The organism is Pedobacter insulae (assembly GCF_900113525.1).
Classification (GTDB): domain Bacteria; phylum Bacteroidota; class Bacteroidia; order Sphingobacteriales; family Sphingobacteriaceae; genus Pedobacter; species Pedobacter insulae.
In genome coordinates, this window is record NZ_FOPP01000014.1 from 21,570 (window position 1) to 46,317 (window position 24,748).

A 24,748-nucleotide genomic window follows, 5' to 3' on the forward strand; every position below is an offset into this window, starting at 1 on the left:
CGATAGGTAAAATTGTACTATAAATACAGTTTACCTAATCCCTATCTTATGAAGTTGACCTCTACTAGTTCAAAATGGTCCACAAAATGGATCCTTTTTTCCCTCTTTGTAGTCTTATTAACGCTAAATTTTTCCAAATCGTATGCGCAACGTGTTTATGCTACTACAACTAATGTAAAATCTATTACAGTAGATAATCCATCTTTTGCAACTGATGCAAACACTGCTAATTTCGCAACCGTAAAATCATACGGCGGCGCATTACTTGGTTTTGGAAAGTACAGTGGTGAGTTAGAACTTGTATTTCCAAGCTCTATCCCAGCTAATAAAACAACCTACATCAGGATAGATTTTGATGAGGATGTTTTAAACCTTCTTTTACAAGGAAATTTAGGTAGTTTATTGGCTAACGTAGTAGGAGGCGTTGCGTTAGGCAACCATTACTTCACCGTTGGTGCTCGAAACGGAAATACTCCAGTGCCGCCTAGTGGTTCAAGTTCTGGCGCATTTTCAAATAGCAATTTAAGGATTGTAAAAGACGCGGCCGGTTTGTTTTATATAGCTATAAAGCCAACTGCAGCCTATGATCGTGTTTATATAAAAGATAATACAGATGCTCTTTTATTGGGCGCAAATAATGAAACTAAAGTTTATAATGCATTTTACGCTAGTGGTGCAGGTTCATGTGACCCGGCGTTTGCAACTGATTACGATGGCGCTGGTTTAACGGCAAGTTTATTAGGTATTGGGAAAGCTGGTGTTACTAATCCGGAGTTTGCAATTGATAACAATTCAAATACTGCTTCTCAAGTTGGTCTAGGCCTTATCAGCGTTGTGGGCTCGATAAGTCAGAATATTTATTTTGCCGAGCCAACAGTTGCTACTGATGAGCTGAATATTAAGATGAGTGTTGATCCGACTTTGGTTACTTTAGGTTTATTGAATAATGTTTTAATTGAAACATATTTAGGTGATAATCTGGTTTCATCAAATCCAGCGAATACATTACTAAACTTAGACTTATTAACTTTATTAGGAAATGGCCAGCCAATACGCCTGGCTGTTGCTCCTGGTGCGCTATTTGATCGAGCTAGAATTACTGTAACCTCACTTGTAGGGGTTAATATAGCTCAGAATATAAATTTATTCAGTGTAACACGTACTGCACCACGTCCTACATTTACTGGTGCACAAAGTAATGCACCTAACAGTTGTTACAATAGCACCAACATTTTAGCGGCCACTACGGCCGCTGGAAACCAATTAGTATGGTATGATGTATTAGAGGGCGGAACAGCTTTAGCTACTACGGCAAGTACAGGAACCTATACTACTCCGGCATTAACTGCCAATAAAACATATTATGTAGCAGCGAAAAAACCAGGATGTGAAGAATCTATTCGTGTACCAATCAACATCACGGTAAACCCAACTATTACTTTTACAACCACTACACTAAATAATGGCGCGGTGGGTTCTACTTATAATAAACAAATTACGGCTGCTACTGGAGGAACACCCGGTTTCACCTATTCACTGGCTCCGGGGAGTTCATTGCCGGCTGGTTTATCGCTCGCCACCAACGGAACGATTAGCGGGACGCCAACAGTTGCAGGAACATCGAACTTCAGCATTGTAGCTACAGATAGCAAGAACTGTACAGTAACAACTCCATTCAGCATTGTAGTAAACAACGCCATGGCGCTCGGTGCAGCCACCTTGCCAAATGGAATGGTCGGTAAACCCTATCCTTCACAAGTTTTACCAGCGGCTACAGGTGGTACATCACCCTATACTTATACCGCAACTGGCCTGCCTCCAGGTTTATCTTTTAACCCAACAACTCGCGCAATTACTGGTACGCCGACTACTGCTGGGCCATATACTGTAACTTTAAAAGCTACAGATAACGCTGGAAACTTTATTACAAAAGATTATCCTTTAACAATTGCCCCTGCTTTAGCATTAGCTAGTGGTCCGTTACCAAATGGAACAATTAATGAAGTTTATCCAACCCAAACTCTTGCTGAAGCAACTGGCGGAACGGGTCCATACACTTATGGTTTAACAGGCCTTCCAGCAGGGCTAACATTTAACCCGGCGACAAGAGAGATCAGCGGGACACCAACAGTGGCTGGTATTTCGCCGCTTGTGCTTACGGCTACCGATGCTGATGGGAATATCGTTACTGCAAATTATTCACTTACTATAGGAAATGTAAATGGATCACCGGATTGTAATGCAGCTAACTCACAGAGCAGTGGCATATCTGGGGGAGTTTGTGTGCTATGTTCTATTAACAATCCTAGCAACTCTGTAGACGGTAATAAAACTAACTTTACCAGGATTTCATTACCAGTAGCTTTATTAAATGTTGAAGCTTTTCAGGTATTGAATTTTCCAAGTGCTGGTCAGGCTACTGATAAAATCCGTTTGGATTTGGGCACGCCAGTTGGTTTAACTGATTTGTCTGTTCTTAGCAATATTACCGTTACTGTAATGAACGGTGCAACTGTTGTAAGTACGCATGTACTTAATTCGGGATTGATCAATCTTCAGTTATTAAGTGGCAATCGTTTTATTGCTACCGTGCCTACAGGTGGTGCATTTGATAGAGTAGAGGTTCGTATTAAGGCACTTGTTGGTGCGTTAGGGAATTATGATATCTATGGAGCGGCGATTAACTATGCCTCACCAGTAGTAGCAACTCCAGGTTTAACTGCCTGCTTTGGTAGTACTACTACCTTAAATGCTACCCCTAATGCGGGTACAACATTAGCATGGTTTGCAGATTTAGCTGGTGGTACGGCTTTGGCTACAGGAAATACCTTAACTACTCCAGCGTTAACAACAAATAAAACTTATTACATCGAAGTTACCAGAGCAGGTTGTACTGATCCAGTAAGAACCCCTGTGAATGTAGTCGTGAACCCAAATATTGTATTTGCGGCAACCACTTTAAATAATGGAGCTATAGGAACTCCGTATTCTAAACAAATTGATGCTGCTGTGGGTGGTACACCAGCATTTACTTATGCTTTGGCACCTGGAAGTTCACTACCTGCTGGCTTATCACTTGCTGCTAATGGAACAATTACTGGAACTCCAACAACGTTGGGTACCTCGAATTTTAGTATAGTAGCCACTGACAGTAAAAGCTGTTCTGTAACAACAGCATTTACAATGACTATTACTAATACACCATTGGCATTAGCTTCGGGACCTTTGCCAGACGGAACTATCAATGAACTTTATCCGACTCAAACTCTTGCAGGCGCAACTGGTGGCACAGGTCCATATACTTACGGTTTAACTGGCCTTCCGGCAGGGTTGACATTTAATCCGGTTACAAGGGAGATTACAGGCACACCAACAGTGGCAGGTATTTTCCCTCTTATACTTACGGCTACTGATGCTAATTCGAATACCGTTACTGCAAATTATTCAATTACCGTTGCTAATGTAAATGGATCGCCAGATTGTAATGCAGCTAATTCACAAAGTAACGGCATTACGGGTGGAATTTGTGTGCTATGTTCTATTAACAATCCTAATAACTCTGTAGATGGTAACAAAACCAATTTTACAAGAATTTCATTACCGGTTGCTTTATTAAATGTAGAAGCATTCCAAGCCTTGAATTTTGCAAGTGCGGGTCAGGCAGGTGATAAAATCCGTTTGGATTTAGCTACCCCTGTTGGTTTGGCCGATCTTTCTGTTCTAAGCAATATTACCGTTAATGTAATGAATGGCGCAACCGTAGTGAACAGCTATGTGTTGAACTCATCATTGATCGACCTTCAGTTATTAAGCGGCAACCGTTTTATTGCTACAGTACCGGCTACCGGCGCATTTAATAAAGTGGAGGTTCGCATTAAGGCACTTGTTGGTGCATTAGGTAACTATGATATTTATGGGGCGGCAATTAATTACGCGGCGCCTACTGTCGCAGCTGCAGGTTTAACAGCTTGTTCTGGCAGCACTACTACTTTAAGTGCTACGCCAAATGCTGGCACAACGTTGGCTTGGTTTGCTACTTTAACCGGTGGTACAGCTTTAGCTACAGGAAATTCATTCACAACTCCAATATTAACATCAAATAAAACTTATTATATTGAGGTTTCAAGAGCAGGTTGTGTAGATCCAATTAGAGTACCGGTGGATGTTACGGTTACTCCAGTACTTGCGGTACCAAGTGTGCCTGCTACGGCAGCGGTATGTAATGGTTCACCGGCAGTACTCGCTGTTAATAACCCAGATGCAACTATTACCTATAGATGGTACGAAGCTGCAACAGGAGGTACATCGATATTTAGCGGTGCAACCTATACAACTCCTGTGCTCGTTGCTAATAAAACCTATTATGTGGAGGCTAGTAAGAATGGATGTGTAAGTGCTACACGTGCTGCCGTGGCTGTAACAGTGGGTACCCGTCCAAACCTTCCGATAGTTACTACAAATGCGGTAACGATAAGTTCGGGACAGAATACCACACTTCAGGCAACCACTGACGTTGGAAATACCCTTAACTGGTACAATGCACCAACTGCAGGTGTATTACAAGGTACAGGTACAAGCTTTACAACACCAAACTTAACCACAAACACCACATATTATGTTGAGGCTGTTAATGCAACTGGATGTTCGAGTGCAACCCGTGTAGCGGTTACTGTTACCGTTACAGGTGGATCTGGCTCTCCAGATTGTAATGCAGCTAATTCGCAGAGTAGTGGTATAACAGGTGGTATTTGTGTGCTATGTACCATTAATAACCCAACCAATTCTGTGGATGGTGATAAAACTAACTTTACCAGAATTACCTTACCAGTAGCTTTATTAAATGTTGAAGCGTTCCAAGTCTTGAATTTCTCAAGTACTGGTCAGGCTACCGACCATATTCGTTTGGATCTAGGTACGCCAGTTGGTTTGGCAGATCTTTCGGTGCTAAGCAATATTACAATTAACGTAATGAACGGTGCTACTGTTGTGAGTACGTACGCTTTAAATTCGTCGCTGATCAATCTTCAGTTGTTGAGCGGCAATCGTTTTATCGCAATGGTACCTGCAGGTGGCGCGTTTGATAGGGTTGAGATTCGCATCAAAGCACTAGTTGGGGCATTAGGTAACTATGATATCTACGGAGCCTCTATTATCTACGCTGCACCAACGGTATCTACTGCAGGTTTAACTACTTGCTCTGGTAGCACGACTACTTTAACTGCTACGCCGAACGGAGGAACCACTTTAGCCTGGTTTGCTAACGCAACGGGTGGTGTTGCCTTAGCAACTGGAAATACATTTAATACCCCGGCATTAACAGTAAACACAACCTATTATATTGAAGTTTCAAGAGCAGGATGTGCCAATCCGGAAAGAGTACCAGTAGAGGTAACGGTTACCCCAGTGCTTGCAATGCCGGTCATTCCAGCAACAGCAGCCGTATGTGCTGGATCTCCAGCTGTATTGGCAGTTACTAATCCCGATGCAACTATCACTTACAGATGGTATGAAGCTGCTACCGGTGGGGTACCGGTATTCAGTGGGGCAACTTTCACCACGCCAGCATTAACTGCTAATAAAACATATTATGTAGAAGCAAGTAAAAACGGGTGTGTGAGTGCTTCACGTGCTGCAGTAGTAGTAACAGTAAGCCCTCGTCCGGTATTGCCAGTAGTACAAGCTTCTGCTACAACTATCAGCGCTGGGCAGTCTGTTGTATTGACTGCTACATCTTCAGATGCTACGGCAATTTATAAATGGTATCCGACTGCCGTGTCTACTACACCAGTGTATACTGGATCAACTTATGTTACTCCACCACTCTTAACCACAACTTCTTATTTTGTTGAAGCATCATTTGCGAGTTCTGGCTGCGTTTCTAGTAGTAGGGTGATGATTACAATTACAGTTGATGGAAATGGACCAAATCCAGTACCATGCGAATCTGCTATTACCCAAACAAACGGGGTTAATGGAATCGCATTGCTTGCGGGTGTAAGTAACGCTGGTTTAGCCATTGATGCAGATAGTAAGACATCCTCAACTTTGTTTATGCCAGTTGGTTTATTAAATGCTTCTGTTTACCAGCGATTAGGTTTTGGAGGTAGTTCGAACATTGGCGACAAAGTGAGCGTTTTAATTACTTCTCCGGGTAAATTGCTTTCATTAGCTTTACTAGGTAGCGTGGAATTATCTACTTCAAATGGAGGTGTTAATAACAATGACGCATTAGTTTCGAATAATGCCTTAATTGATATTCAATTATTGAGTGGCAATACCCAGGCATTGTTAACTTTCACTCCAGCAAAAGTCTTTGATGCAGTGGAAGTGAAATTAAACTCGGGATTAGTTGGTGCCCTTACCTCGATAGGTGTAAATTATGCTCAGAGAGTTATCATGGCACCAGAAGTGGACGCAGCTAGTGTTTCTGCATGTTTAAACCAACCAGCAACGCTATCGGTGAAAAATCCTAAAGCAAATTTAACATACAAGTGGTATAATGCTGCCGGTGTTTATCAAGCTGGCAAGGATGGTGTTACGTTTGTTACACCTTCAGTAACCGCAAATACAAGCTATTTTGTAGCGGCTAGCTCAGCAAGTGGCTGTATTAGTGCTCAAACAGAAATAAAATTAACCTTAACTGGAGCACCAATTTTGCCAGAATTAGTTGCACCAAACGTAACTGTTTGTGCAGGAACTGCTGCGATTTTACAAGTTAAAAATCCTGTACCGGGTATTACTTATAAATGGTACGACGGCACAGGTGTTTATCAGGCAGGTAAAGACGGACCTACATTTACCATTGCGTCTGTAACTACAACTGCAACTTATCAAGTTGAAGCTGTAAATAGTTGCGGTACCGCATCCGCTCGAGCAACTGCGACAGTTAAACCTGGTACTTTGGATTTACCACTTTTAAATCCGCCAAGCACAACGATAAGTACTGGAACTTCTGCTATTCTAACAGCTAGTTCTAGTTCTCCTGGAGCGATATTTAACTGGTATGCTTCTGCAAATTCGACTACCATTTTAGCTACAGGGTCTACTTTCGTTACACCTATTTTAACAGCTACAACCACTTATTATGTAGAAGCAATAGTTCCTGGAGGGTGTCCAGCTTCTGGCCGTGCTTCGGTTACAGTAACCGTTGTTCCTAATGGTCCGCCAGTTGTTACACCTTGTGGAACGGCAACAATTGCAATTGCAGATGGGGTAAATGGAGTTGCGCTATTAGCTGGGGTTTCAAATCCAAATTTAGCGGTCGACAACTTCGCAGAAACTGGTTCGACACTTAGGATGCCGGTTGGAATTGTAGGGGCTTATGTTTATCAAAGAATTGGATTTGCTGGAGGGCTTTCAAATGTTGGCGATCTCTTAAAAATTAGCATTACCTCTCCTGGAAAACTACTTTCTTTAAGCGCTTTACCATCAATAAATGTGGTTACTTATAATGGTGGCGTAAGTAATAATGACTTAATGGCCGCTAATAATCCACTTATTAATGTAGAGTTATTGAGCGACAATAGTGCAATTATCTTAACTTATGCTCCTACCTCAAGATTTGACGGAGTAGAGGTGAGATTAAATTCTGGGTTGGTAGGTGCTTTAACATCCATTAACTTGAACTATGCACAAAGAAGCAATGTTGCTCCAAAAGTTAATTCAAATAACTTGAGTACTTGCGAAGGAACTTCGACCTTATTGAACGTGAAAGATCCAATTGCGGGTGTTGTTTATAAATGGTACTTAGGTAATGTTTATCAAACTGGAAAAGATGGAGTTAGTTTTACAACTGATGCTTCGTTACCAGCAGGAACTTATACTTATAATGTAACTGCCTTTGCCAAAGGTTGTGAGAGTGCACCGACACCAATTACGGTAGTGGTATTAATTCGCCCTGTTCCGCCGGTACCTTCACCAAGCAACCCAGCCACAACTTGTGTAGGTACATCGGCTACGTTAAGCGTACAGGCTGTAAATGGAATAACTTTTAACTGGTATGACGCCAATGGTGGTTTACTAGCCTTAAATACCAGAACTTATACTACACCGGCTAGCTTGGCTGCAGGCGCCTATACTTTCAATGTGGAAGCAGTAAATGCCAATACTTGTACAAGTTCAACCCGTACTTCAATTTCCTTAACTGTTGGCTCAGGCTCAACTGCGGCTGACATACAGTTAACTGGCGCACGAAGTGTTTGTAACGGTTCTACGGGAACAATTACAGCAACAAGTACAACGGTAATTAATCCAGTATTTACTTGGTATAGCAATGCTAATTTAACTACACCAATATTCACAGGGGCGACCTTTATTACACCGGTTTTAACAGCAAATGCAACCTATTACGTAACAGTTAAGGGTAGCAATAAATGTGAAAATGGAGTTGGAGCAGCGGCAATAATAACCTTCACGGTTAACCCGCCGGCTATAGCTTCTGATATTACCTTGTCTGGTGCTACAACTATATGTGGGGGATCAAGTGCAGTGTTAACGGCCAGCAGCACAACTGTTACTAATCCAGTATTCAAGTGGTATAGCAATGCAAGTTTAACAACCTTGGTTTATACTGGTGCTACCTTTACAACACCAGTATTAAATGCAAATACTACCTATTACGTAACAGTTAGCGGGGATAACAAATGTGAGAATAGCAGTGCAAATGCTAAAGCGGCTGCTATTGTAGTTAACTCAGCACCAAATGCACCGGTTATTGCCGCATCGGGTACTTCGATTTGTACTGGTAATGCAACTATTCTAACGGTACAAAATCCACAAACGGGTATTACTTATGAATTCTACAGTGCTGCAACGGGCGGTACTGCTTTAGGAACAGGCACTAGTTTCACTACACCAGTGCTCAATGCCAATACCGACTATTATGTGCAAGCTGTAAATTCAACTGGCTGTAGTAATGCAGGTGGTAGAGTTAAAGTAACCGTAACCGTAAGTGCGAAACCTGGTGCTCCAACTGTAGCTTCGGCAACTATAAGCTCATGTGTTGGAAGTACAGCGGTGATTACGGTATCAAATCCTCAAACAGGAGTTACCTATAGTTACTATACAGCCGCCACAGGTGGAACTGCGGTTGGAACGGGCAATACATTTACCACACCTGCCTTAACTACAACAACAATATACTATGTAGAGGCAAGTGTAGGAACCTGCTCGTCGACTACACGCACGGCCGTTACAGTTAATATTGGAGCGGTATTAGCTACTCCGGTACTTAGCGTTCAATCTAAAACCGTATCCTCAATCATATTTAGCTGGAATGTTATCAATGGTGCTACAGGATATGAAATATCATTAGATGGTGGAACAACGTGGCAAGTACCTTCGAGTGGTGCAAATGGAACTACCCATACAGTGTCTGGTTTAACTGCTAATCAAAGTGTAACAATTACGGTTAGAGCAAAAGGACAGGCTAGTTGTCAGACAAGCGCTAATGCAACACCGTTGACCGAGCGTACTGACGGTCAATCAACAGATCTATATGTGCCAAATACATTTACGCCAAATGGTGATGGAAACAATGATATTTTCCTTGCCTACGGAAATACCGTTTCTCGATATAAAATGAGAGTTTACAATCAGTGGGGTCAGTTTGTCTTTGAATCAAATAGTTTGAATACAGGATGGGATGGAACATTTAAGGGCAGTATGCAACCAACTGGAGTGTATGTGTACTATATAGATGTAACATTTACAAATGGACAAACGAAAATGATAAAAGGCACGATAACCTTATTGAGATAAAACAAGGATTTAACCTAATTGTGAAATGATTTTACCTAAAATGAAAATGATGAAATACATAAAAATAATAATCCTGGCAATATGTCTATGTTTTGGCGCTGGACAGTTGAAAGCACAAATAGATCCGCATTATTCTCAATATTATGCTAATCCATTATGGTTAAATCCCGCCTTGACAGGGATAACCGATGGTGAGTATCGAGTTAATATCAATGCAAAGCAACAATGGTCTACAGTGGGTAAAGGTTTCTTAACAGCTGGGGCGTCATTTGACACTCAGCCAACAAAAAATCTGTCATTTGGAGCGATGATTATCAACCAAAATGCAGGTGAAATCAGCTATAATCAATTAAATGCATTGGTGTCTGGTGCTTATCAAGTGAAGTTTGGAAAAAATGGAGAGCAGGTTGTTAGCTTCGGTTTACAAGCGGGAATTATTAATAAAAGCTTTGACCCATCAAAAATAACATTGGGTAGTCAGTTTAATCCGATCACCGGTTATGATCCATCAATGCCGTTTAATGAAAATTTTGGATCTACCAATTACTTAGCGCCTGATATAAATACCGGGGTTATGTTTTTTGATGCTGCTCCAAATCAGAAAGTGAATGTTTTTGCGGGAGCTGCTTTTTCACATTTAACTAGGCCCAAGGATAAATTTATAGGAGGCGACGCCAAGATGCCAATGCGCTTTACCGGACATGGCGGAGCGCGAGTTATGATTAACCATATGCTGGATATCACCCCGAACTTTATTTACCTTAAACAAGGGCAGGCAGAAGAAATTGCAGCCGGGGCGTATGCCAAACTAATGCTAAACCCAGAGAATGATTTGATTTTCGGAGCAAGTTATCGTGTTGATGATGCAGCAATCGCTTTTTTGGGAATGCAAATTAAGAATATGGTAATTGGAGCGAGCTATGATTTTAATACTTCTCAATTAAATAGGGCAACTTCCAGTAAGGGAGGTTTTGAGCTTTCTGTGTCGTTTACCAGTAGAAAAAGAGGAGAAGTAGGTCCCAACTTCTTCTGTCCTAGACTTTAATTTAATTAGCTATGAAATCGATCAGAATTATACTTATTTTATGCTTAGCAGCAATTTTTTCTCAAGCACAAACTGTGACTAACCATAAGAAAGCTGCGGATGTTTATTTTATTAATCAGGAATATTACGCAGCTGCTAAATTTTACCAAAAAGCCTTAGAAATTTCTCAGGATAGTGCTTTTGTTATTCCATATGGTTTTCAGACTAGGTTTAGCCCGGACGTCGCAGGCAAAGAAGACGCTGAGTATGCAACTTTTCAATTGGCAAATTCTTTAAGATTATATAGGAATTATAAAGATGCGGAAAAATGGTATGCCATTGCCACTAAATTTACTGATGCAAAATATGTGTTAAGTGGCTATTGGTATGGAGAATCCCTACGTGCAAATTTAAAGTATGATGAGGCAATTACTGCATTTACTAATTTTATTGCAAAATATAATGGAACTGATGATTATAAGTTGCGCGCTCGAAAGGAAATTGAGTCTTGCAGGTACGCACTTCAAGAAATGAAATATCCTCGTTTATTTGGACTTGCAAAATTATCGAAAGAAGTAAACGGGCTTGGTTCGAATTATGCACCATTTTTGAATAATCAAAATCTATATTTTACTTCTTCTCGTCCGATAGAAACTTCTGGTAAAACTGAGCTCTTAAAGGCAGAGGGTATCAAGGCGACTGTGTCTAAAAAGGAAACTCCGTTTGTAAATACGATTTATAGCACTATTGGTAACTTAAATCAAACCACTGTTACCGTTGAAAAGGTTTTAGGGGTTAAGAATTTGGAAGCCGGTGCAACTGCAATCCACCCAAACGGAGAGGTAATGTTTTTAACGGTTTGGAGTACTAAGCCTGATAGAAAAAGGGGTATTCACATGTCGAGAAAGATCAATAATCAATGGTCGGAGCCAGTGATGTTGGGAGCTGAAGTAAATGTAACCGGATTTAATGCGATGCAACCGTTTGTAACTAATGATGGTAAGTATTTGATATTCTCTTCCGACAGACCAGGTGGATCAGGGAAATATGATTTATGGTATGCGGCTATAGGAACTGATTTTAAAGTTGAGAATGCTATCAATATGGGTTCAAAAATCAACACAAAGGAAGATGAGCAGGCTCCTTATTATAATCCAAGTACCAAAAGACTGCTGTTTAGTAGCAATGGAAATGTAGGCATCGGAGGTTTTGACTTTTACGAGTCGATGGGGAGTTTAGCTAACATGACAAAGGCAGAAAATTTAGGATTTCCTTTTAACTCGGCCAAGGACGATATGTATTTTACTCCAGTGGGCTCGAATGATAATGAGGGCTATATCAGTTCGGATAGAGAATCGTTATGTTGTTTAGAAATTTATCATGTTGTTAGAACATGGTTAACTATAAAAGGTAGATTAATTGATTGTGAAACTTTAAAACCATTAGACGGTGCAACAGTTACTTTAACTGGGAAGGATTTTGAAACTCAAAAGGTAGTTACTGATGTCAATGGCCGTTATAATTTCAAAGTTAATTCAAACAGGGGCTTTCAACTAAATGCCGCCAAGGATAGCTATTTTGCGAAAAACATGACTGTTACGCTTGATCAATTAGTTAAGATCGATACTCTATTTAACCCCGATTTATGTCTAACTCCATTTAAAATAGACAAACCAATTGTACTTGAAAATATCCTATATGAGTTTGATAAAGCTACTTTAACGGATGCTTCAAAAGTAATATTAGATAATCTTTATGGTATTATGGTTGATAATCAAAATATCGAAATTGAATTAAGTGCACACACAGATATTCTTGGGGGCTATGATTACAATATAGACCTCTCAGAACGTAGAGCTAAATCATGCGTTGATTATTTGGTGAGTAAAGGCATAGCTGCCGAACGAATGAGGAGTAAAGGATATGGCTACAACATCCCCGTTGCCCCTAACAAAACACCAGATGGCAAAGATAATCCTGAAGGTAGGGCGCTGAATAGAAGGACTGAATTTAAGGTAACTAAGAAATAGGAATAGAAGTATTAAAGAAAGCAGCCCCTTTAACAAAATCTAAAAATTGTTAAAGGGGTATTTTTTTATGCAAAATCAACGTACTTTAGTGATAAGAATGGAATGTTTTTATCTTCCAACCGCATCATTTTTTTGTATTTGTATTGGTTCGCCAGCTCAAGCTCATGTGTTTCTATGTAGATTGTAATAAGGAGGTTGTACATGAATAGTTCGTACAGGAATAAATTATTTCTACTGAAAATAGTAATAGCTTCCTTTGCTAGACAGATAGACTTGTCGTACTCTTTGTTATTTTTGCTTTGTTGGGCTTTTAAGATCAATAAAAGAGATTGTGCATATAATGTGAGTTTCGTTTGATCTTTCGCTTCAAATAGATTGGAAATTTCACTTTCCATCTCGCTGGTGCTGTTGACAGAATTCGTGCGGGCTCCTGCGATTGCCAGGGTGTTAATTAAATAGATAGAGAGTGGCGTTTTACTTGCTGACAATTTTGGATAACTATCAAACATCAAGTTTACAAAGGTTATCAGGTCATTTTGAGTACCGAAAAACACGTTAAAGGTGACAAGGAGCAAGTAATCTAAGAAATTTCCGCGACTAGGGTAGTCATTATTTTTATCATTTATATTAATTTCATTTTTCTTTAATGCTTCAACTCTTAAGAAAATTTCATTGTTAGCAGGTATACTAATTCCCCGAAGCTTTAAATGAATTAGATCGATTATTTCGTAGGGTTTGAAGATGCTCTTGTTAGGACCCGATTTAAGTGGTTCCATTTTTTCAAGTCTGTTAAGTATGAGTTCTTTATCAAAACTTAAACATTCAACAATGGCTAGGATTGTATGATAAAATTGTGCATTTTCTTCTGTGTCGACGGTTTCTAACAAACATTCTACTGCGTTTCTATAACAGGAATCAACAAAGTCAAAATGAATTAATTCTTTAATAAATATTTTATGTAGGTTTTGCGCGTTAATCTGACCTTTTATAGTCGGATTGTCGATACTTCTATAGCTTAGATTTTCTGCGATGAAATAAATCAGGTAGTTTTTTTCATAATTGCTGAGCTCGATTTTAAATACATTTGTAAGGTCCTTAAGGTTCCCTATTGTGATTAATTGCCGAATAGACCATTGCAATAATTGAAAGCGAACTTGATTTCCTGTGTATTCCGTTTGAATATATTCGAAGAAATTTTTATTCAGGTTTTGCCCATAAAGTTCAAGCAATTCTATGAAGAGAAAATACTCAAATATGTGAGGATGCACGAACCTTACATATTCGATTGGGTAGTTGTTGTGAAAGTGCTTTTCTTCCATCAGAATCCCCTCGGCAAGCAGCTCCATGTAGGCATTCTTATAAACCGAAATATCCAGCATGAGGTCACTTTTTATCAGCTTGTTTCCTTCCTTACTAAATTTTGTTCGCTTAATAATCTGCTTGCAAAAGAATATTTTCTCCGTTGCATAATTGGATTTAAATATTTTCTCGTTGATAAATAAATCAATTATTTCGTAAAATATGAGGTTGGTGTTAAAGTTAAAGGATGGAAATTGTTCTTTCAACTTATAGTACCATTGGATATGAAAGGGGAATTTTAATTGTGCTTTTAAGTCCGCACTGATCTTCTCATAATTACCGAAACCCATTCTTTCAACAACGAGTTCCAGTTCCTTTTCCGACAGTGGTGGGACATTGGAATTATAATCAAGATAGTAATAACTGCCTGGAAACCATTTTTTTTTTAGGAAGTATGCGTGTCTAATTCTCTCAAAGAAACGGCTCCAAGTTGTAGATCGCATACTTAAAATAATTTTGATCGCATTACTCTCATCAATAGAAGAAATCAAATCAATAATGCGGTCAAATATCTTAATTTTAGAAGACCTGTTAAGTACTAATTCTGCAAAGTCGTCCAGAATTATGATCAAGCGGGTATGCGTCTTTTGATAATTGTTTTCGAAGTAACTAATAAGGCTAGTATCGGGCGATAACCCGATTTTCGATTTAATTCTGTCCTCCAAACTGATTTCATTGGTATCAGAATCGAAGATCTGGCCTGCATTAAAGAAACACACAATGTCATTTGGGTAGTTACCTGATTCGTTTAAGATTACATCCTGAACTAAGTGGCTTAGCAATATGGTTTTACCATAGCCCGGTTGAGCAATGAATGCTGTGAAACTATAATTGCTTTCATGAAAATCATGGAAATCGAAGTGAGCAAATTTTCTCGGGATGGTTAACTCGTAGGGCACGCTACAGCGGCTCTTAATATTTTGCAATGTTAAATTTGTTAACTGTTTAGCTTTGCTCGCAATTTTTTGAATATCGTTAGTGTAAAAATTTATATCAGGCGCTATTTCATTTGCATTTGAGACAAATTCAATCAAAGCGTTGATGGTGAATTTGGAAAAATCAGTAGTTGTTTTAGCGAAGCCGAACAGTCTTTTAATCGTGGTCTCACTAATGTTTTTATTGAGCTCTTTTTGAATGGATAAAGAAATGCTTTTGCAGTCGGAAGGGCTAATGAGCTTTAGTCCAGTCTTGATTAAAATTAATTTCCTTAAGCTATCTAAAGAGGGGTTTTCGAGCATAATAAGAGGATAATGAGGCGGTGCTAACTCTAATATATTGAATAAAGTCTGGAAAAAATACGTAACTATTTGCTTACAATTGGAGATGTTTTACAAGGTTCACTATTTCAGCGTCTTGTGTTTTTGAGAACAATATTCTCTGAATGGATTGAACAAATTGAATAGAGAATTGGTCAAAATGATCGATTTGACTTTTGAAGGAATATATTGTTATAATCTTAGTTTGGTTTCTTGCATAAAAAGAAAAACCCTGATATTCCGCCCAAAATTACGAGGATTAATTCAGGAGAATCTAAGTCACAGTTGAATGCATAATTTACCAGCGAGCCTTGTTGAAAGCCAGTAAGGCAAACCAAACCAAGTAAGTTCCCGAAGCACACTTGGCATGACCCCGACCCTGAATTAGTCGTTGTGCAATCTGATGGTCCCAGAGCCACTGGGGAAGTTCCGTTAAACGATGGCTTGCCAAGGCTTAATAGTATCTGATTTGTATAAATTAAATTATTGGATAGCTGACATCCCGTATTTCTTGCAAACGAGACACTTTGAATCAGCAAAAGCAGGAGAAGCGAAATTGAGAGTTTCTTCACCATGATGAGCGTTTTAGACTAGCAATTAACAGCTAAATCTTCATAGTTCGCTCATTCATATTGTTCAAGATAATGACCAATAGTTAGCTTAATAATTTATTTATTCAACCCATTTTCTGCTCTTCTTTAAATGACGGATACTCAGATAATAAATAGCTAACAGGACGCAGGCAGTTGCAAATATTAAATTTCTTAGAGAGGTGTCATGATTGGTGAGCTGGGGGTAGTAAAATAATAGAATTACAACAATGCCTAGCATCCAAATAGTTTGTGTGTTGTATTCTTTAATTAACCAACGTTTGCCATTAAATTTCATCCCACCGATTGTTGCGCTAATTCCATTGAAATTGATTAACCATCGATTTACTTTTTTGCAGTATGTATTAAACTGGTCTCCGAACTTATTTCTTAAAAAATTTTCTTCGGCAAGCACAATGGCTTGATAAATGAATAAAAACACAGGAATAAACAATGCGATAAATAATAGAGAATTAATTAAAATACCTACGCCTAAAAGCATTAATATATTGCCTACATATAGTGGGTTTCTACAGTGTTTAAATATTCCTTCAGTAACTAAGTTTTCTGCATGAACTTTTTTGTCTTTTCCACCTCTGACAATATAGGCTAATGCTATCGTAATACCCCGTATAAGCTGTCCGCATAAGGTTATTAATAGTCCGATAAACAAAGGGTACAACTCATAATTTCGACCCAATTTCGCTTCGGTAAAAAGTTGTGCAGAAGGGATAAATAAAGCAAGATAAAGAAAGATGAATAAAAAATTTCTGTACTTGAAAAAGAAGTTGCCTATTGCGATCATTTTTAGTTTTTAATGGCGATAAAACCTGAAAAATTATACCATTTGAAGAATGTTTCGGTATGAGAGAATCCTGCTTCCCTTAGCATTGTGATATTTTCACTTAGTTTGTAGGGGATTAAAACATTTTCGAGAGCTTCTCTTTTTTGAGATATTTCCATTTCACTATACTGATTACGACGTTTGTAATCGTAGTAGTATTTGATGAAATTTCTATTGAATAAGCTGTCTTCTGCTAATACTTTTTCGGAAATAATTAATACTCCCCCAGATACTAGTCCATCGAATATGTTTTTTAGTAATTTTTCTCTATATATTGGGCGAACAAATTGCAAGGTTAAACATAGGATTACCACTGAGGCATTTTCTATTTTTACTTCCTGATGTAAGTCTCCCAAAACCAATTCATAATCACGTTTGAAGTTTTCTTCTTGCAACTTTAACCTGCATTTTTTCAACATCTCACCTGAATCGTCTAACCCAATGAACTTAATGTTTTCACTAACGTAAGGATTTAAACCAATCATGGTTGTGCCAGTTGAACAGCCAAGGTCGATCACATTGGTGTTGGCTATTGCATGCTCGGCCGCTAACTCAATGATCATACGTTGTATTTCATTATAAAAAGGAACAGAACGTTCAACCATATCGTCGAAAGCATTTGCCACCGTAGCGCCAAACTTAAAATCTGATGGTTTTTTAATCTCTTCGCTAAATACCTTGTCTAAGCTCTTTTTATTTTGCATAGTTATTTAATGATTTTTGTGCAGTTCATGAAATGGTCTTTCTTTTTCCTTAATTATTTCTTCTTTTTCTGCCAGGATTTTGTTCTTTTTTAAATCTATTCGAATGAGATTATATAAACTCATATAAACGTTCGCAATCCAAACGATTGAAAACCCACTTATCAAATAACCTCTCCAACCTTCAAAAATTAAAGTATAGTTCGTTATAATTAACATCACTATGGTAACGTAGTGACTGAAGCAATATTCGCATGTAAATATGTAAAAGAATTTTCTTTTCCACAAGGAGTGACATGATTTGGATCTTCCAATACAATACTCACGAGGTTCTCTAAAAATTTCCTCCTTTGTAACTGTCCATGCAATACAAGCTACGGGCAAGGCATAAACAAAAATGAAATAAAATGGTTGGGTCATTTTAAGATTTATATTAATTAACGAGAAAAAGCCAATTTTGTTTAAGCGGAATTTTTCACACAGGTGTCATCTAATTTTATTTAATGAAATATAAACAAATGCTCAAGTATCTTTGCTATTAAAATATGAGCACAAAACAATTGGCTTCTTTAGTTTACTCCGTTCTAGATTTAGCTACGGTAGTTGAAGGCAAGACTGCAGCGGATACATTTAAGAAAAGTGTTGATTTGGCCCGGCATGTTGAGGAATGGGGGTATATGCGTTACTGGTTTGCTGAACATCATAATATGATTAGTGTGGCCAGTTCGGCAACGTCGTTATTAATAGCGCACATTGCGGAAAAAACCACTAAAATAAGAGTAGGTTCCGGAGGGATAATGTTACCTAATCATTCGCCACTAATCATTGCAGAGCAATTTGGAACATTGGCGACGCTTTACCCCGAGCGTATAGATCTGGGCTTGGGAAGAGCGCCTGGCACTGATCAGCTTACCTCCATAGCGATTAGGGGAGAGCGATTTAATGCAGTGAACGATTTTCCGTCCGATGTCAGGAAATTACAAACTTACTTATCTTCAGATAATCGTTTTGCGAAGGTACGGGCTATTCCGGGTGAAGGAACTGATATTCCTATTTGGATTTTAGGGTCAAGTACTGATAGTGCGCATTTAGCGGCTGCCTACGGTTTGCCATACGCGTTCGCAAGTCATTTTGCACCACAACAGTTTTTAACCGCTATAGAAATTTACCGCACTAATTTTAAACCCTCTGCGCAATTGCAAAAACCCTATGTAATGGCATGTGTTAATGCAGTGGTTGCTGATAGTGATGCTGAAGCCGAATATCTATCAACTTCATTAAAACAGCTTTTTGTAGGAGTAATTACCGGGAAAAGACGATTATTGCAACCACCTGTAATCGATATGCAGGATGTTTGGAATGAAATGGAAGAGGAAGCTGTATATCAAATGCTTGCAGTTTCCTTTATTGGGGGAAAGGAAAAGGTGAAAACTGATCTTCAATCATTTTTAGATCAAACTCTGGTGAATGAAGTGATGGTGACTTCACATATCTATGATCATCAAGCTAGGTTGCAATCCTATAAACTCTTTGCTGAAATTTTACAGGGTCGCTAAGCTACTGTGTTAGTATTTTAATAGGGTTTGTGAGTAATTTATGTATGGGACATTTATCGGCGATTTGCATAAGACGTTCTCTTTGTTGATCGTCTAATTCGCCTTCCAGTTCGATATTGCGCGTTATGGTAGTGCTTTTATCCATTTCATCTTCTGGGCAGATGGAGAGTTCAATTTTAATGCTGTTTAAAGAAATTTGTTTTCTATCAGCATACATTCTGATGGTTATTGCAGTACAACTCCCTAAACTCGCTAATAACAAGGCTCCAGGCGTCATACCTTCATCGGTTCCGCCCAATTCTTTGGGCTCATCAGCATAAATAAAATGGCCTTCGGCAAATATTTTCGTCTTATAGTTGGATTTGTCTAGTTCGGTAATAGCTGTAATTGGTGTTTTCGCCATAATATTATATTAATGATTAAATTTACAATAAAATAATTAAATGGAACAAAGTAAGGGTACAGATCGATTAGGGTATTTTAAATCGCTTATTGGCAAAGAGATTACAAAAAGTTAACTCTAAGGAAACATTTTAAGTTGAGCTTTGTTTAATGGATACCTAAAAACCAAATATATTATGCTAATTGATTATTTAAACCTTCAGTTTGATGTTAAAGGCAAAACATTCAAAGGGTTTTGTATGAGAATTCATGATGATTTTCACTTAACCTATGCTGTTATTCTTGAAGATTGCCACTCTTTTTGTGTTTGGTTAGATGAAAAAACGACAAAGTGGTGTTATTCAAAATATGCAAGTATTGACCAAATGGTTTTGGACCAAATTATAGGACAATTAGACTCTAGAGATTCAAAATTGGTTACTTCTTCTTAATTATGTTTCTTCTTCTTTAATTTATATTGAATTTTATTAGCGAAGCTGTTTTTTTAAGTTGTTAATTGTTGAATTTTTCTTAATTTCAAGTTAACTTAAACTTAATTAACAGACTATGAACAAAAAATTTATCCTTATTTTAGTGGGATTTCTGTGTCTTGCAATGTATAGCTATGCCCAAAAAGTAATAAAAGGCAAAGTTATAGATGCGAATACAGGCGCACCAATCTCAGGGGCAAGTGTAACGATTAAAGATCTGAACAGCGGAGGCACTAGTACGCTTTCCGACGGCTCTTATACTATTAATGTCCCAGCAAACGGTAAAATATTAATATTTTCTTATTTAGGGTACTCCTCTAAAGAAATCACCTTAGGTGCTAGTAACGAGGTTAATGTAAGCCTTTCCGAAAGTTCAGAAACTCTAGAAGGTGTTATGGTTGTTGCGTACGGAACGGCCAAAAAAGGCAGTTATACTGGATCCGCAGCAAGTATCGACAATAAAACAATTAAGGATGTTCCAGTTACTTCATTTGAAAATGCTTTGTCGGGTAGGGTTTCAGGTGTTCAGGTAACTTCATCTTCTGGTCAGGCTGGTGCTACATCAAGTATTAGAATAAGAGGGATAGGCTCGATGAATGCTTCGAATGAACCCCTTTATGTGATCGATGGAGTACCGGTGGTTTCTGGGAATGCTGGGCAAATGAGTGATTATACTTATGCCACAAACAATATTATGAGTTCCATAAATCCCTCAGATATTGAGAGTATTACAATTTTGAAAGATGCAGCAGCCTCTTCATTATATGGATCTAGAGCTGCCAATGGCGTTGTGATCGTTACTACAAAAAGAGGCAAAACAGGTAAGCCAGTCGTTAGTCTTAAATCTTCTGTTGGTTTCACGCCTTCTTGGGCAACAGATAATTATGAGGTAGCAGGCGTACAGGAGCAAACAAATATGTTGTATCGTATCTTTCATGATGTACGTACCTCTACAGGCCAGTCTGAAGTTGCAGGTAACACCTATGCACTGACACAATTAAACAACAGATTTAACAGGCATGGATATAAATTTTCGACTACTGGTACAACATTAGGTGAAAACGTGATTATTAGCGGGATGACCGACGGAATGGTGAACAGGGAAGGAAGCTATTTTGATTGGGAAGATGCATTATTTAGAACAGCAGTTTACCAGACGAATGATCTCGCCGTAAGTGGGGGGGATCAGAATACAACATATTATTCATCATTATCTTACACAAAAGATCAGGGTAGAATAAAGCTAAACGATTTTGATCGCGTTTCGGGAAGAGTAAATCTGAATCAGAAGATTGGAAAATACGTTGAGTTTTTCACGAATGTTAACTTTGCAAGAAGTGGGCAAACTGGTTTTAATGATACAAGAAATACTGGTTCAAATTACTTTTTTCAGTCTAGAAACTTATTGTGGCCATTTTACTGGCCTAATGATTATAAAACTGGTCAGCCTTTTACTGCAAGATTTGGAAGTTTAGCGCAGAATGCAGTTTATTATGATACCGAATGGGAAAATAAATCGATTACTAAAAGAATTACGGCGAATGAGACAGTAACCGTTAAATTTTTACCAGAGTTAAATCTGAAATCTGTTTTCTCTTATGATAATTCTCAAGTTTCAGATCATATCTATTATAGTGCTAACCATTTTAACGGTGCAGTAACTAAAGGTTTGGTAAATGAACTTACAACAAATACAAATAAGTGGGTTTCCTCTACCACATTAAACTTCAATAAGCAATTTGGTTTACATAATATCGGAATATTAGCGGGTTTCGAAGCGGAGAATAATAGGACTGATTTTCAACGTTCTACCGGGACTGATTTACCTTCAAGTGCACTTCATACGGTAGCGACCGCTGGCGTGCTTTCTGCGAGTGCGTATGACTGGGGCAATTCTATTGTCTCTGGTTTGTCTCGGATCGAGTATAATTATAATGACAAATATTATTTATCTGGTTCATTTCGACGTGATGGGTCTTCTAAATTGGGTCCAGAAACAAGATGGGGAAATTTTTATTCTGTCGGTGGCGCTTGGAAAATCAATAGCGAAGATTTTATGAAAGACCTGACATATATAAGTAACTTACGTTTAAGAGCCTCTTACGGAGTTAATGGTACACTGCCTTCAGCAAATTTTGGTTGGAGAACTTTAACGGGTTATAGTGCAAAATATATGAGCCAAGCAGGTGGAAGTATAACGAGTATTGCAGATCCGAACTTAACTTGGGAAACCAGTTATTCTTCGAACGTTGCATTAGAGTTTGGGTTATTTAATAACAGGATTTCAGGCAGTGTTGAATATTTTAACAGAGACTCGAAAGATCTATTACAAGATGTGCCAATTTCTATGGTTACTGGATTCAATTCTACCTTAAGAAATGTTGGCGAGATTAATAATCGGGGCTTTGAAGTTGATTTCGGTGGTGATATTATTCGTAAAGACGGTTTACGTTGGTCAGCAAGCTTAAATGCTTCATTCATCAAATCAAAAGTAACTAAACTCTATAGCAATGGTACAACGCCTGCTGGACAGGATATCGTTTGGTATGATCCTACGGGTGGAGATGCTAGAGCGCAATTTATTTATAGGGAAGGCGCATCAACCCTTAGCTTATGGGGGTATGAATGGGCGGGAACACATCCAGATAATGGTAAAAATGTTTGGTATATGAATAATTCATCTACAGCAGATTTCCAGTATAATGGCCGACCAGCTACTTACAGTTATAGTAAAGCCAGCTTCACTATTTTAGGGGATGCGATGCCGGACGTATATGGAGGTTTAAATACAGATGTTGCTTATAAGGGTATAACTTTGGCGTTAAATTTTAATTATAAAATTGGCGGAAAAATTTACGATGGTGCCTTTAAAGATGTCGCAGATGATGGTTACTATTGGGAAAGGATTAGAGCACAAGAATACTATGACCATATGTGGACACCTACCAATACTGCAGGAAGCTTACCAAAGCTTGACGGTAATGATTTAACTGACCCTATGCAATATAGTACCCGTCAAATGCATGATGCTAGTTTCTTTAGGCTTAAAAATATTACACTGGCGTACAATCTCCCAAAAACACTACTTCAGAAAGTTGGAAGTACAAATGCAAGAATATATTTTAATGGATCAAATTTATTAACCTTTAGCAAATACAAAATTGCTGATCCAGAGGTTAATCAGTATGGTACAAGAGGATGGGAAACACCATTTGGCAAAACGTACACGTTTGGGATTGAACTTAGTTTCTAATGATTAAAAGATTTTGAAAATGAAAAAAGTAAACATATTCTTGATTGGACTTCTTACGCTGGGGTTCAGTTCATGTAAGGATTTTCTAGATGTAACACCCAGCAATTCTGGGGATGCATTAACGGCAATTAAAACTCCAGCAGATGCTCAAGTAATGATTAATGGTTTAATGCGAAGCATGACGAGTTCTGACTATTATGGCAGGAATTTTATGCTGTATGGTGATGCAAAAGGTGGGGATTTTACCATTTTCTCAAGAGGAAGAGGACAAGATGGTCTCTACATGTTCGATCATGCAGCAAATACTGGTAGCTACGCTGGTTTTTGGTCTTCATTGTATGCTAATATACTTCAGGCAAATAATTTGCTTGAAAATATTGCTAGGCTAGAGGCTGCTGGAAGCACTGGATTTAATAGCGCAAAAGGCCAGGCCTTGACTTCAAGAGCCCTTATGCATTTTGATTTAGTGCGCTTATATGGTAAATCATATGACGACGACAAAGCTTCTTTTGGTGTACCAAATGTAACTACCGTTTTAAGTTCTTCTGCTCAGCCTTTACGCGCGACTGTTGAACAGAACTACACACAGATTATAGATGATCTAAAGGCAGCGGCTCCGCTTTTGTCGAAAACAAAAACGAATGGCTATATTAATTACTATACCAATTTAGCTTTACAGGCAAGAGTTTATCTATATATGAAGGACCATGTAAATGCATTAAAAGCTGCGGAAGAAATCATCAACAACAACATTTATACATTATACAGTAATGCTAATTGGGTTGATTCATGGAAAGCTCAATTTGGAACAGAGTCGATCTTCGAACTGGGTGTTTTTTCTGCTGAGAATGATTTAACTACCGGTTCATTGGGTTTCTATCACCGACGTAAAGGACATGGCGCCACTACCGTGTTAGGTTGGTTTATGGCGAGCGATTATTTCTTAAACAGATTAAAAGCAGATCCATCAGATGTAAGATGGGGAGTAATGAGTTTTGACGAAAGTGGTGCTTCACATATGGGTGCACTTTATAAGTACAGCGGAAGTACCTCGTTAGCAGGTGATGGCAAAGCCACTAATACGGCTGTAAATATTAAGGTAATAAGATTATCGGAGATTTATTTAATTGCAGCTGAAGCGGCTTTAGCTACAGATCCAGGCAAAGCAGCTACATATTTAAACGCTATTCGAAAAAGAGCTCCGTTGCTAGCGCCAGCTACAGCCGGAACGATCACCTTAAATATGATTTTAGATGAGAGAAGCAAAGAATTGATTGGCGAAGGACATCGTTTCTTTGATATGATACGCTTAAATAAAACGATAATTTTTAATGATGAACTTGGCGGTATTGCAGTTCCAACAAGGGATAAAAGCATTAATAGGACATTCTACAAAACCAGGTTACCAATTTCACAAGGCGAGATCAATGCAAATCCGGGTTTAAAGGCACAGCAAAACCAAGGATATTAAAACCTTAATGCTAAAAACCACTTTGTCATCTTT

The 24,748-nt window shown here is 38.5% G+C and carries 12 protein-coding genes; 7 read left to right on the plus strand and 5 right to left on the minus strand.

Annotated elements, in window-relative coordinates:
- Positions 1-48: 48 nt before the first annotated feature.
- The 3 genes from BM207_RS18075 to BM207_RS18085 are packed head-to-tail and all read left to right on the plus strand — an operon-like array spanning position 49 to position 12,813.
- Entirely contained in the window at positions 49-9,759 is a 9,711-nt protein-coding gene (locus tag BM207_RS18075) for an Ig-like domain-containing protein (protein ID WP_090997828.1), read from the plus strand.
- Positions 9,760-9,805: 46 nt separating this feature from the next.
- Entirely contained in the window at positions 9,806-10,804 is a 999-nt protein-coding gene (locus BM207_RS18080) for a PorP/SprF family type IX secretion system membrane protein (protein ID WP_245768164.1), read from the plus strand.
- 11 nt (positions 10,805-10,815) lie between these two features.
- Entirely contained in the window at positions 10,816-12,813 is a 1,998-nt protein-coding gene (locus BM207_RS18085) for an OmpA family protein (RefSeq protein ID WP_090997834.1), read from the plus strand.
- Between the two features lie 65 nt (positions 12,814-12,878).
- Here the strand turns inward: BM207_RS18085 and BM207_RS18090 are convergent, their stop codons facing one another.
- The 4 genes from BM207_RS18090 to BM207_RS19330 form a co-directional block, all read right to left on the minus strand.
- Positions 12,879-15,410 carry an NACHT domain-containing protein gene (locus BM207_RS18090; RefSeq protein WP_090997837.1) on the minus strand — a complete coding sequence of 844 codons (2,532 nt, stop codon included), beginning with the start codon at positions 15,408-15,410 and terminating at the stop codon, positions 12,879-12,881.
- A 690-nt stretch (positions 15,411-16,100) separates the two neighbouring features.
- Complete coding sequence (locus BM207_RS18095) at positions 16,101-16,823, minus strand: methyltransferase family protein (protein WP_090997840.1); 723 nt, start codon at positions 16,821-16,823, stop codon at positions 16,101-16,103.
- 2 nt (positions 16,824-16,825) lie between these two features.
- Complete coding sequence (gene cmoA, locus BM207_RS18100; RefSeq protein WP_090997843.1) at positions 16,826-17,566, minus strand: carboxy-S-adenosyl-L-methionine synthase CmoA; 741 nt, start codon at positions 17,564-17,566, stop codon at positions 16,826-16,828.
- 6 nt (positions 17,567-17,572) lie between these two features.
- A complete protein-coding gene (locus tag BM207_RS19330) occupies positions 17,573-17,785 on the minus strand; it encodes a hypothetical protein (protein WP_245768165.1) in 213 nt (70 codons plus the stop codon).
- Positions 17,786-18,108: 323 nt separating this feature from the next.
- Between BM207_RS19330 and BM207_RS18110 the strand changes: the two genes are divergently transcribed.
- Positions 18,109-19,119 (plus strand): LLM class flavin-dependent oxidoreductase, encoded by a 1,011-nt coding sequence (locus BM207_RS18110; protein WP_090997849.1) that lies wholly within the window; start codon positions 18,109-18,111, stop codon positions 19,117-19,119.
- A gap of 1 nt (position 19,120) precedes the next feature.
- On the opposite strand, the gene BM207_RS18115 is transcribed toward BM207_RS18110, so the two are convergent.
- Complete coding sequence (locus tag BM207_RS18115) at positions 19,121-19,522, minus strand: OsmC family protein (protein WP_090997852.1); 402 nt, start codon at positions 19,520-19,522, stop codon at positions 19,121-19,123.
- A 175-nt stretch (positions 19,523-19,697) separates the two neighbouring features.
- Between BM207_RS18115 and BM207_RS18120 the strand changes: the two genes are divergently transcribed.
- The 3 genes from BM207_RS18120 to BM207_RS18130 all read left to right on the plus strand — a co-directional run bounded on the left by BM207_RS18120 (position 19,698) and on the right by BM207_RS18130 (position 24,715).
- Positions 19,698-19,952: a hypothetical protein gene (locus BM207_RS18120; protein WP_090997855.1), complete on the plus strand. Its 255-nt coding sequence runs from the start codon at positions 19,698-19,700 to the stop codon at positions 19,950-19,952.
- Positions 19,953-20,067: 115 nt separating this feature from the next.
- Positions 20,068-23,244, plus strand: a complete 3,177-nt coding sequence (locus BM207_RS18125) for a SusC/RagA family TonB-linked outer membrane protein (RefSeq protein ID WP_090997859.1) — start codon at positions 20,068-20,070, stop codon at positions 23,242-23,244.
- Positions 23,245-23,263: 19 nt separating this feature from the next.
- Complete coding sequence (locus BM207_RS18130) at positions 23,264-24,715, plus strand: RagB/SusD family nutrient uptake outer membrane protein (RefSeq protein ID WP_090997862.1); 1,452 nt, start codon at positions 23,264-23,266, stop codon at positions 24,713-24,715.
- The last annotated feature ends 33 nt before the right edge of the window (positions 24,716-24,748 follow it).

Coding starts and splice junctions, on each gene's coding strand:
- BM207_RS18125 (WP_090997859.1), top strand. CDS start 20,068: ATGAACAAAAAATTTATCCTTATTTTAGTGGGATTTCTGTGTCTTGCA.
- BM207_RS18075 (WP_090997828.1), top strand. CDS start 49: ATGAAGTTGACCTCTACTAGTTCAAAATGGTCCACAAAATGGATCCTT.
- cmoA (WP_090997843.1), bottom strand. CDS start 17,566: ATGCAAAATAAAAAGAGCTTAGACAAGGTATTTAGCGAAGAGATTAAA.
- BM207_RS18130 (WP_090997862.1), top strand. CDS start 23,264: ATGAAAAAAGTAAACATATTCTTGATTGGACTTCTTACGCTGGGGTTC.
- BM207_RS18080 (WP_245768164.1), top strand. CDS start 9,806: ATGATGAAATACATAAAAATAATAATCCTGGCAATATGTCTATGTTTT.
- BM207_RS18090 (WP_090997837.1), bottom strand. CDS start 15,410: ATGCTCGAAAACCCCTCTTTAGATAGCTTAAGGAAATTAATTTTAATC.
- BM207_RS18110 (WP_090997849.1), top strand. CDS start 18,109: ATGAGCACAAAACAATTGGCTTCTTTAGTTTACTCCGTTCTAGATTTA.
- BM207_RS18085 (WP_090997834.1), top strand. CDS start 10,816: ATGAAATCGATCAGAATTATACTTATTTTATGCTTAGCAGCAATTTTT.
- BM207_RS18095 (WP_090997840.1), bottom strand. CDS start 16,823: ATGATCGCAATAGGCAACTTCTTTTTCAAGTACAGAAATTTTTTATTC.
- BM207_RS18115 (WP_090997852.1), bottom strand. CDS start 19,522: ATGGCGAAAACACCAATTACAGCTATTACCGAACTAGACAAATCCAAC.
- BM207_RS18120 (WP_090997855.1), top strand. CDS start 19,698: ATGCTAATTGATTATTTAAACCTTCAGTTTGATGTTAAAGGCAAAACA.